Origin of the sequence: Microcoleus sp. CAWBG58, from assembly GCF_020883045.1 — a bacterium.
Taxonomy (GTDB): Bacteria; Cyanobacteriota; Cyanobacteriia; order Cyanobacteriales; family Microcoleaceae; genus Microcoleus.
Genome location: NZ_JAHRFA010000034.1, coordinates 57,949 through 68,636, shown reverse-complemented (window position 1 = coordinate 68,636; position 10,688 = coordinate 57,949). Strand labels below are relative to the sequence as shown.

Here is a 10,688-nt window from a genome sequence, read left to right as displayed (position 1 = left end):
AGGACTTCAGTCCTTCTTAAAAGTTCGTAGTAAGGACTTCAGTCCTTCTTAAAAGTTCGTAGTAAGGACTTCAGTCCTTCTTAAAAGTTCGTAGTAAGGACTTCAGTCCTTCTTAAAAGTTCGTAGTGAGGACTTCAGTCCTTCTTAAAAGTTCGTAGTAAGGACTTCAGTCCTTCTTAAAAGTTCGTAGTAAGGACTTCAGTCCTTCTTAAAAGTTCGTAGTAAGGACTTCAGTCCTTCTTAAAAGTTCGTAGTAAGGACTTCAGTCCTTCTTAAAAGTTCGTAGTAAGGACTTCAGTCCTTCTTGATTTTTAAATTGAGCAGGACTAAAGTCCTTACTACAAACCAGATAAGATTATTTACCAAACCAATCACTCATTTTCTGCTGTGCTTGTGCTTTAGTCTCAGCATTAATGTATATTGAAACAGTAGCAATCGCAGTCAGCAACACCCCCAAATCGTCTGTAAATCCGACACCGACTAATATATCTGGAATCGCATCAACTGGGGATATAAAATAGGTCAAAGCTCCCACCACAACGGTTTTAGCCCAAGCCGGCACGTTGGGATTTTGAGCAGTGTAATAAAGAGTCAAAGCTTTTTCAACTACTTCTCGGCCAGCACTTAAAGCAAACTTTTTAAGTTTTGCCCAAAAACTTTCATCGGAATAACCTGGTTGCGGATTGGTGAGGTTTATTGTGGTTCTTTTGGGGTCGATTAAATCGAGAGGAATGCCCTTATTTTTGAGCTGGGAAACAGCAGTATTAAATGATGCAGATGCTCGATCTTTTTTGGGTGCAGCCTCCTGTAGTTGTTTCATGTCTGCGAAGAATTCTTGCATCGCTTGAATTTGCAAATCGGAAACTGCGAGCATTTTTTTCGCGAATTGAATCGCGTTGGTTTCTGTGGGATGCAGGGCATTATTTGCCAAAGCAATGCCGATTAAAAAATACATGACTCCCAAACGCAGCGGTTCTTTTGACTGACTGAGTTTTGGCAAACAGTCGCCCAGAGATGGTGGAGTCGCAGTGTAGGATTGGATTTGAGCCTTGGCTGAATCGGAAAACTTGTCTAAATTTATGGTTTTAAACAACAAATTTAGTTCGTCAATATCAACGGAACCGTCGGCGGCTGCGATCGCAAATAAAGAACCGTAAAAAGCTAAAAGTTCGGTTTCAGAAGATGTAGCAAAAATATCTTGTTGGGACATGATGCAACTGGGATCGATCGCGAGTATCTCGATCTTACCACAAACCTGACCTCGCATCTTCGCAAAAACCGGCAATAATCTTAGAAGCTAGGACAAAATGGAGAATTTTTGATGAAAGTTGCGATCGTCGGCTGCGGTTATGTGGGTACTGCAACAGCGAAACATTTACGCGGTAAATCTGATTGTACTGTGACGGCGACAACTACGACAGCGAGCCGAGTTAGTGAATTGGAGGGTGTCGCCCAGCGGGTAGTTGTGCTTAAGGGAAATGATGCAGGTGCGATCGCGAGTTTGCTGCAAGACCAAGATGCTGTTATGCTGTGCGTCGGTGCTCGAAATGCTGATGCTTACCGGGAAAGTTACTTAGAGACTGCGACAACTTTGGTATCAGTTTTACAGCAGACACCGACAGTCAAGCAGGTAATTTATACGGGTACTTATTCAGTCTACGGCGACTGTCAAGGTAAAGTGGTAGATGAAGAATCGCCCGTCGCGCCCGCCAATCCCAACGGTGAAATTCTCGCCGAAACCGAACGAGTTTTATTAGCAGCATCAAATCCAAACCTGCAAGTTTGCATTCTACGTTTGGGTGGCATTTACGGGCAGGGGCGAGAATTAGTTAAAATCTTTGGACGTTGGGCTGGGACAACTCGTCCGGGCGCCGGAGAAGATGCGACAAATTGGGTGCATCGAGATGATATTGTTGGAGGATTGACCTTTGCATTAGACAATAGATTGCAGGGGATTTATAATTTAGTCGGGGATGTGTCGCTATCTAGTCGCGAATTACTCGATCGCATTTTTGAAACTCACAATCTACCGAAAGCTACTTGGGATAAATCTGTGAGCAGCGTGCGCCCTTATAATGCGAGGGTATCGAATCAAAAAATTAAGGCGGCTGGGTATCAATTTATCCATCCTGAAATTACAGAGTTTTAAATATAGTAGTTTTCAGAAAGATGAGGTACGTTGTTGGGCTTCAGCCCTAAGAGTTTCAGTGGTTATGTAACCTGTCAGTCATACCTCATCTTTTTGAGAGAGGCTATACAAATCATTTTGTATTTGCTGTCATCGTTTTTGCCACAGATATAAGCTGATCCTGAGTTAAATCATCCCCAGGATTGGCAACTGGGCCCCAGTTTGTATATTGAGTGGATCTGCCTGCACGTATTGCCACAAAAGCTCGAATAGATTCCAAGTTACCGCGAGTCATTTCAAAATAAGTGTAGGTAGCTCCCCAGCACAGAAATTGATTGGTAATTCCTCCGATTCTTCCCTTGCCTAAATCCATAATTTTTACCAAAGAAACAGAGATATTTCTTTGACAAGCTTTGTCATAATAAGAATAAGCTATCGGAGCCTTCTCATTGTATTTATAGTTAGTTGCAAATATTGTTAGCTCAGAGGGAGTCATAGCGAAACAAGGATTTGCTGCGGACAGAAAAACAATTGCAGTAGTTAGTAATTTTTTCATTATGATACCAAATCAGGGTTTACGATCCCTTTATCTTTTAGTCGGCGCAGGCGGACTTTGTTTTTGTAGACGCGGTTTCAACCGCTTTGTTTTTGTAGAAGCGGTTTCAACCGCCTCCTTCTTCAAGGGGATACCTAACTCGGATTTAGTATGAAACCTTTTCTATATTTTCTCCTTAACCCAAGTCCTAAAAGATTTCAGCAAAGCCATTTCCCCCATCGTTTGAGTGCGAGTGAAAAAAACAGCCATTTCCGCTGCTGCTACAAAGGGAAAAGCAATACTAAATTCGCGCTGAATATATTCTGTTTCTACCAACTGATAAAATTTCAAAACTCGCCCGTTATACAGCCAGAGTTCCGGAACTCCAAGTGCTGAGTAAAGTGCCAGCTTATCAACTGAACTGCTGGTAATATCTATTTCAATTGCTAAGTCGGGCGGTGGGGAAGTTTCTAAATCTAATTCTTGCCTGCCTCTAACTGCTGCTTCATTTTGGATATAATAACAGTTATCTGGTTCTATACCTTTTTTTGCATTTTTGAGTTTGAGAGTAGTTGAGCCAGCACTTTTAATTTCAATGCCGAGTTCTTCTGCTAGAGCAAGGATGAAATTACCGAAATTGCTCTTGTAGTTCTCATGTTCAAATAGTGGCGCCATAATTTCTAGTCTCCCTTCATCGTAAGCTATGCGATAACCTCGCTTATCGCCTATTTCTTTGAGCAACGTTTCAAAAGTCTGCCAGCTAATGTTTTCTAGCAGGGTTCTCTGTTCGGCTAAACTTGAAGTAGTAGCAATCATCTCAAAATCTCCTTGAGTTGAGAAAACTCTAGTTTTATTGTATCACGGTCAAAGTTAGTTCCAAAAGGGCGTTATTTTTTGAACCGCAGATGCACGCGAATGAACGCGGATGCTGGAAAAGCATTGAGAATTATCCTGCTTGCCCAGTTGTTAGCTTAATTTCTGAAAAACTTTGAGCTTCCAAAATGTAGCTGAGTATAAAATACAACCGATAAATAGCCCGGAAATAGAACCAATAACAGCTCTAACAACTATCCCCGAAAAACTTCCATCCTCAGCTAAGTGTAACTTTATCGCAATTGCTGCGAAGATGCCAGATGTGAGTAAAATGCAGCCAGTTGCTAATAATTTCCAGGAAATAGGTAGAGTTTCTTGCCTTTGACGAGGTTGAGTGTTGAGCAACCATACTAAAAACCAAATCGACAAACCGCAGAGTCCGAATATGCCACTTCCATATTGAAGTAACTTGTAAAGTGGTAGAGACAAAATCTTAGATTGCAGCAGGGGAAAGTTGACGACAAACCACCCTGTGGAATGAGTAAAATCATCCCAAACAATATGACTGATGCCGCCGATCGCGATCGATGCTATAATTATTAAAAATCTGGATAATGGAAAAAACGAGTATCGTCTGATTGGTGGTAGTCTGTCGGCTACCTGTGAGGGAGCAAGTGCCAGCAGTGGATGCTTGAAAACCCAATGAAACACTAGCAACAGAATCAGGGAACAGGGTATACCTTCGACGAAGACTCCTGGTAAACTGTGCCCAATACTTCTGACTGGTTTGAGGGCGATAAAGTATTGCAAATCGGGTATCATTGTCCCAATTGCGATCGCTAATAAATCCAATTTTCGTTTAGATAGCAACCATATAGGCGCGGCGGCGATGGGATGTGCTATTGTAAAAGGCATTCTGCTCAACTGAATCTCGAAAAAAACTTTGGTAACTGAGGTGGGCAAATACCCACCCCACAAAGCTTAGCAGAAACAATTGCTTGAAAGCCCGCCCGCCCGATCGGGAGAAATTAAAATCAGACTATTCATTACTCCATTCCTCGGAGTTAAGGGTAAAGGTAGCTCTCCTTCTGTCAACTGTCAACTGTCAACTGTCAACTGTCAACTGTCAACTGTTTAACCCATTATCTCACCAAAAAAGTCGATCGTCTCTTTGAGTGCTTTGACAAACACATCAATCTCCTCAGAGGTATTGTAAAAATACACGCTCGCCCGCGCCGTAGATGAAACGTTCAAATAGCGGTGCAAAGCTTGCGTGCAGTGATGTCCGGAACGAATTGCGACCCCCTCCTGATCCAACATTGTAGACAAGTCTTGAGGGTGAATTTCTCCGGCGGTAAATGATGCTAGCGCTGCCCTACCTTCACCGTTGCTGTCTGGTTGCGGCCCGTAGATTTTGATCTCGGGAATTTGCCGCAACTGTTGGAAGAGATAACCTGTCAAATCGGCTTCGCAAGCGTGAATCTGATCCATGCCTATGTTATTAAGATAGTCGATCGCAGCACCAAGGGCGATCGCCTCACCGATTGCCGGAGTACCCGCTTCAAACTTGTGCGGCAAATCAGCATAGGTGGAATATTCGAGAAATACATCAGCAATCATCTCGCCGCCGCCGAAAAACGGAGGCATTTCTCTGAGCAAGTTCAGTTTACCGTACAGAAAACCGATACCAGTCGGAGCGCACATTTTGTGACCGGAAGCAACCAGCCAATCGCAATCGATTGCTTGCACGTCTACTCTCATGTGCGGCACGCTTTGGCAAGCATCAATTAAAACTTTGGCGCCGAAACTGTGGGCGATTTCGCAGATTTCTGTAACTGGATTGATGCAGCCTAAAGTATTGGAAACGTGAACCACAGACACCAACTTAGTTTTGTCGGAAACCAGCGTTTTAAACTGTTCCAAATCAAACTCGTAAGTTTCGGTTAATTCCACAAACTTCAACACTGCACCGGTTTTTTGAGCAATCATTTGCCAGGGAACGAGATTGCTGTGGTGTTCCATCACCGACAGAATAATTTCATCTCCCGCTTGCAGGTTGCTCAAACCCCAAGAATAAGCAACTAAGTTAATTGCTTCCGTGGCGTTGCGAGTGTAAACAATTTCTTGCCGCGATGCTGCATTTATAAATGCTGCAACTTTGTCTCTGGCACCTTCGTAAGCATCAGTCGCTTTGGCACTGAGAGTGTGGGCGCCGCGGTGGACGTTGGCATTGTATTGTTCGTAGTAATCCCGCCAAGCGTTGAGTACAGCTAGGGGTTTTTGGGAAGTTGCTGCGTTGTCTAAATAAATTAGCGGTTTACCGTTGACTTTTTGGGTCAAAATTGGAAAGTCGGCGCGAACTTTTGAGGCTAGAGTTTTTTCTTGAATAAGTGTCATATTTTCTGAGTTAACAATGAGAAGTTATTTGTTTGCAAGATTAGGGCGCAATTCCATTTTAAACGATTAAATAGGTATGTTGTTGGGCTTTAGCCCTCTTTATAGATACGTCCAAAGGAGGCTCAAGCCCAACAACGTACCTTGATTAATTATAGCATTTGCGGCCCAGACGCGAACCGACCTTTGAGAGATGCTTTCAGTAGTTTCCATTTTTTTCAGACAATCAAACCACCTTGGGGGTTGTCAGGTGGGAGGGGGGCGGGTTTATTTAACCTGTTTGTAATGTTTGAGACCATTGATGAGTCAATTTTTTTGGATAAAGTTCGCGAATGAATAATATAGATTACCATAACAAAAAAGGTTCGTAGTGCGGACTTCAGTCCGCAGCAGAAGAGCGGACTGAAGTCCTCACTACGAACGAACGAATCTTACTGCGGTTAATTGATTGGACGCGGCTTTGATGAGGAAAGCAGTGCATTTAGCTTTTGGGATTTGAAAATCCCAAAAGCCTTTCGAGTCTAATTATAGCTTTTCTCTAAAAGATCGGGTATGAGTGACAGCTTATATAACCACTAAGAGGGCTGAAGCCCAACAACGTACCTTACCTATTTGAGAAGGGCTATAATGTTGATAAATCAAGACATTATCCACAAGATTTTACTAATCTTTGACGGGCCGCATTGTCGGGAACATTACGGCATCTCGGATGCTTTGAGTATTGGTTAAAAGCATGACCAATCTATCTACGCCGATGCCCATTCCCGCGCAATTCGGCATTCCCAAAGATAGCGCTTGGATGAAGTCTTCATCCATGGGATGCGCTTCGTCGTCGCCTGCGTTTTTCTGCGCTAGCTGTTCTTCAAAGCGCTTTCTTTGCTCCTTCGGATCGTTCAATTCCGAAAAACCATTCGAGTATTCTGTGCCGTTGATAAACAGCTCAAAACGTTCGACAAATCCCGGTTTGCTGCGGTGTCCTTTGGCTAAGGGACTGACTTCGACGGGATAGTCGATGATGAATGTCGGTTGAATTAGTTTGGGAACAACTAATTTGTCAAAAACTGCGTAGAGCACGTAGCCTAAACTTTGTTGTTCTAACTTGGACAGATGTAATTCTAGCTTGCTGGCATTTGCGATCGCACTTTCCAAGTCCAAGCTGTCAAAATCCAGCCCAAACTCGTCTCTGACAGCTTCCACCATCGTTTTCACTTGCCAGTGTTTGCCGCTAAAACCGGGATATTTGTCGCTGTAGTCGAACTTGCGCTCTAAACTGATGCTTTCTCCCTGATTTTCAATTTCCAAGACATCCCCGAAAACAGCCGCCGCCGCAAAACACATCACATCTTCGACAACTGTTAAAATGTCGAACACATCTGCATAGGCTTGGTAAACTTCTAAGGAGGTAAACTCGGGATTGTGAGTGCTATCAATACCCTCATTTCTAAAGGCTTTTCCTAGTTCAAATACTCGCTCGAAGCCGCCGCAAATTGCCCTTTTTAAGAATAACTCTGGAGCAACTCGCAAATATAAATCTACTTCCAAAGCATTGTGGTGCGTAATAAATGGCTTGGCAGCAGCACCACCGTAAATAGCTTGGAGTGTCGGTGTTTCTATTTCGTAAAAATTGGCTTGCCAGAGATAGGAACGGATGCTTTGGACGATGCGGCTGCGGAGCATGAAACGGTTGAGCGCATCTTGGTTGCTAGCCAAATCCATTTCGCGGTGGCGGCGGCAAACTTCGGGGTCGTTAATGCCGTAATAAGCATCGGGAAATTGGATTGTAGCTTTTGATAACAGCGTTAATTCCTGGACTAAAATTGATAGTTCTCCCCGAGGCGTGCGGCAGCCAATACCTTGGACGCCGACAAAATCGCCGATATCAAGCAATTTTTTAATTTGTTCAAAGCTCAAACCGACTTCACCGGTGACGATTGCTTTCTCGATTTTGAGTTGAATTTTGTCTGTGGCGTCTTTTAAATCGATGAAACCAATTTTGCCGCTGTCTCGCTTGGAAATAATCCGGCCTGCTAATCGCAGGGGAATTGCTTCGGGATCCGTTTCTCCGTTGGCGAGTTCTTTTCCCGGCTGACTAAATAATTCGCGAACTTGTTGGGCTGTGTGCGATCGCGCGTAGGATTGGCTAGGATACGGTTCTATGCCTTGCGATCGCAGTTCGTCTACTTTTTGACTGCGGACTTCGGCTTCACTCAGAGTCATTACTTATTGCCTGGTTAAAATTACCAATATCTTACATCTTGCACTATTCTCGTGCTGGTGCTCCGGGCGGGCTCGCCTGCCAACCCCACCAGAAAATTCACTTCTTAAGGGACAAGCATCTTGCCTGTTCCTGACCAAGCTGCAAAATGTGAGAAACACTAGACTTTATCATAACCGCGCAACAGGGATGAATTTTTCAAACAACTTAAGATACACTTGCGATCGTCAGGCGTGCCTTAACTGTTGACTAACATCTGCGATCGCAACCGCCACATCCGGCGCAGACTTAAATAATGTCACAAATAAAAACTCAACTCCTTACAGATAAACGGTTTGATTCCCACACATAACTGCCAACTGTCAACTGTCAACTGTCAACTGTCAACTGCCAACTGCCAACAGTCAACTGCCAAAGCGGGCGAAACCTTAAAAAATTAAGTTGTCTGTCGATCGCAAGTGGTGAGATGATATGTAGTGCAGCCTCACGGCAGTTCCACAGAAACTGAACAGCAGGGACGCGGGCGATCGAACTCGACTCATCGCACCTCTGCCACAAGCGACCACACACACTCTCTTACATATAAAAACCAGAATTATGGCTGTTGCAACTCAATCACTCGAAGAACTCTGCATCAACTCTATCCGCTTTCTCGCCATCGATGCGGTAGAAAAAGCAAAATCAGGACACCCCGGACTGCCGATGGGCGCTGCTCCTATGGCCTTCGTGCTGTGGGATCGGTTTATGCGGTTCAACCCCAAAAACCCCAAGTGGTTCAATCGCGATCGCTTCGTCCTCTCGGCCGGCCACGGCTGTATGCTACAGTACGCCCTCATGCACTTGACCGGCTACGATAGCGTCAGCCTCGACGACATCAAGCAATTCCGTCAGTGGGAATCCAAAACCCCCGGACACCCAGAAAACTTTGTCACCGAAGGCGTAGAAGTTACTACAGGCCCTCTGGGACAAGGCATTGCTAACGCCGTCGGTTTGGCAATGGCAGAAGCTCACCTCGCTGCTAAGTTTAACAAGCCCGGTAACACCATTGTTGACCACTACACCTACGTCATCATGGGTGATGGTTGCCACATGGAAGGCATTTCTGGCGAAGCTTGTTCCTTGGCAGGACACCTCGGACTCGGCAAATTAATTGCCCTGTACGATGACAATCACATTTCCATTGAAGGCGACACCGCCTTGGCTTTTACTGAAGATGTCGGCAAGCGTTTTGAAGCTTACAACTGGCACGTTATTACAGTAGACAATACCGCTCTAGATGAAGATACTAACCTAGAAGCAGTTCACAAAGCTATTGAAGAAGCCAAAAAAGTCACGGACAAACCGTCCATGATTAAAGTTCGCACAATCATTGGTTACGGTTCTCCCAACAAGCGCAATTCTTACAGTTCTCACGGTGCTGCTTTGGGTACCGATGAAGTGAAAGCAACTCGCGATTTCTTGAAATGGGAATACGCACCATTTGAAATTCCTGCTGATGCTTTGTCACACTTCCGCAAAGCAGTAGAACGAGGAGCTTCTGCTGAGCAAGAATGGAATGAAGCTTTTGCAGCTTATAAAGCAGCATATCCTGCTGAAGCAGCAGAATACGAGCGCACGGTTGCTGGCAATCTTCCCGAAGGTTGGGATAAAGTTCTCCCGACTTACAAGCCAGAAGATAAGGCAGATTCCAGCCGGAATCATTCTGGAAAATGTTTGAATGCTTTGGCTGCTGTCCTACCTGAATTGATCGGTGGTTCCGCTGACTTGGCATCTTCTAACATGACTTTGCTCAAGGGTGAAAAAGATTTCCAAAAAGGTCAATACGAAGGACGGAACCTGCGCTTTGGTGTGCGGGAACACGCCATGGGCGCGATCGCAAATGGCTTACTTCTCCACGGCGGTTTGATTCCTTACTGCGCCACATTCTTGGTATTTGCCGACTATATGCGCGGCGCAATTCGCCTCTCCGCACTCTCCGAAGCCGGAGTCATCTATGTCATGACTCACGACTCCGTAGCCTTGGGCGAAGACGGCCCCACTCACCAACCAGTCGAAACCATCGCTTCCCTGCGCGCCATCCCCAATTTATTGGTGATGCGCCCTGCGGATGGAAACGAAACATCCGGTGCTTACAAAGTGGCAGTTGAAAGCCCCAAACGCCCCACATTAATGGCTTTGTCTCGTCAAAACTTGCCCAATTTGGCCGGAAGCTCGATCGAAGGAACAGCCAAAGGCGCTTACACTTTGTCCGACGACGGCGGCACACCCGACATCATTTTGATCGGCACCGGTGGCGAAACATACCTCTGCGTTGACGCCGCTGAAAAATTGCGCGCCGCAGGCAATAAAGTTCGCGTCGTTTCGATGCCTTGCTGGGAATTGTTCGACTTGCAAGATGCCGCTTACCGCGAATCTGTACTACCAAAAGCTGTTACCAAACGGTTAGCAGTTGAAGCAGCTTCTAGCTTCGGCTGGGGACGTTATTTGGGTTCCGAAGGCGACAGCATCAGCATCGATACTTTCGGCGCTTCTGCACCAGGCCCCGTTGCTCTAGAAAAGTTTGGCTACACCGTTGATAATGTCGTAGCTAAGGCTAAGGCGCT

The 10,688-nt window shown here is 45.2% G+C and carries 9 protein-coding genes; 3 read left to right on the top strand and 6 right to left on the bottom strand.

Going from position 1 to position 10,688, the window contains the following annotated elements:
- Window positions 1-355: 355 nt before the first annotated feature.
- Window positions 356-1,210, bottom strand: coding sequence for a DUF1232 domain-containing protein (locus QZ918_RS16915; protein WP_293336933.1), 855 nt, complete (start codon window positions 1,208-1,210; stop codon window positions 356-358).
- Window positions 1,211-1,321: 111 nt separating this feature from the next.
- Here QZ918_RS16915 and QZ918_RS16910 point away from each other — a divergent pair, with 111 nt between their 5' ends.
- Window positions 1,322-2,149: an NAD-dependent epimerase/dehydratase family protein gene (locus tag QZ918_RS16910; protein ID WP_293336931.1), complete on the top strand. Its 828-nt coding sequence runs from the start codon at window positions 1,322-1,324 to the stop codon at window positions 2,147-2,149.
- Window positions 2,150-2,261: 112 nt separating this feature from the next.
- On the opposite strand, the gene QZ918_RS16905 is transcribed toward QZ918_RS16910, so the two are convergent.
- The 3 genes from QZ918_RS16905 to QZ918_RS16895 all read right to left on the bottom strand — a co-directional run bounded on the left by QZ918_RS16905 (window position 2,262) and on the right by QZ918_RS16895 (window position 4,391).
- The gene (locus QZ918_RS16905) at window positions 2,262-2,684 is read right to left on the bottom strand and encodes a hypothetical protein (RefSeq protein WP_293336929.1); all 423 of its coding nucleotides are present in this window, start codon (window positions 2,682-2,684) and stop codon (window positions 2,262-2,264) included.
- Window positions 2,685-2,846: 162 nt separating this feature from the next.
- Window positions 2,847-3,479: a Uma2 family endonuclease gene (locus QZ918_RS16900; RefSeq protein ID WP_293336927.1), complete on the bottom strand. Its 633-nt coding sequence runs from the start codon at window positions 3,477-3,479 to the stop codon at window positions 2,847-2,849.
- 150 nt (window positions 3,480-3,629) lie between these two features.
- Window positions 3,630-4,391 (bottom strand): DUF4184 family protein, encoded by a 762-nt coding sequence (locus QZ918_RS16895; protein WP_293336925.1) that lies wholly within the window; start codon window positions 4,389-4,391, stop codon window positions 3,630-3,632.
- A 79-nt stretch (window positions 4,392-4,470) separates the two neighbouring features.
- Here QZ918_RS16895 and QZ918_RS16890 point away from each other — a divergent pair, with 79 nt between their 5' ends.
- Entirely contained in the window at window positions 4,471-4,614 is a 144-nt protein-coding gene (locus QZ918_RS16890) for a hypothetical protein (RefSeq protein ID WP_293336923.1), read from the top strand.
- Here the strand turns inward: QZ918_RS16890 and QZ918_RS16885 are convergent.
- Complete coding sequence (locus QZ918_RS16885) at window positions 4,611-5,873, bottom strand: SufS family cysteine desulfurase (protein WP_293336921.1); 1,263 nt, start codon at window positions 5,871-5,873, stop codon at window positions 4,611-4,613. The two genes, QZ918_RS16890 and QZ918_RS16885, sit on opposite strands and share 4 nt — an antisense overlap.
- A 660-nt stretch (window positions 5,874-6,533) precedes the next feature.
- Window positions 6,534-8,087 carry a lysine--tRNA ligase gene (gene lysS, locus QZ918_RS16880; protein WP_293336919.1) on the bottom strand — a complete coding sequence of 518 codons (1,554 nt, stop codon included), beginning with the start codon at window positions 8,085-8,087 and terminating at the stop codon, window positions 6,534-6,536.
- A gap of 595 nt (window positions 8,088-8,682) precedes the next feature.
- Here lysS and tkt point away from each other — a divergent pair.
- Window positions 8,683-10,688, top strand: a 2,006-nt coding sequence (tkt, locus tag QZ918_RS16875; RefSeq protein WP_293336917.1) for a transketolase, incomplete at its 3' end; no start/stop codon positions are given.

Bases quoted from the DNA above. Each gene is read 5' to 3' on its own strand.
- QZ918_RS16915 (WP_293336933.1), bottom strand. From the start codon at position 1,210: ATGTCCCAACAAGATATTTTTGCTACATCTTCTGAAACCGAACTTTTA.
- QZ918_RS16910 (WP_293336931.1), top strand. From the start codon at position 1,322: ATGAAAGTTGCGATCGTCGGCTGCGGTTATGTGGGTACTGCAACAGCG.
- QZ918_RS16905 (WP_293336929.1), bottom strand. From the start codon at position 2,684: ATGAAAAAATTACTAACTACTGCAATTGTTTTTCTGTCCGCAGCAAAT.
- QZ918_RS16900 (WP_293336927.1), bottom strand. From the start codon at position 3,479: ATGATTGCTACTACTTCAAGTTTAGCCGAACAGAGAACCCTGCTAGAA.
- QZ918_RS16895 (WP_293336925.1), bottom strand. From the start codon at position 4,391: ATGCCTTTTACAATAGCACATCCCATCGCCGCCGCGCCTATATGGTTG.
- QZ918_RS16885 (WP_293336921.1), bottom strand. From the start codon at position 5,873: ATGACACTTATTCAAGAAAAAACTCTAGCCTCAAAAGTTCGCGCCGAC.
- lysS (WP_293336919.1), bottom strand. From the start codon at position 8,087: ATGACTCTGAGTGAAGCCGAAGTCCGCAGTCAAAAAGTAGACGAACTG.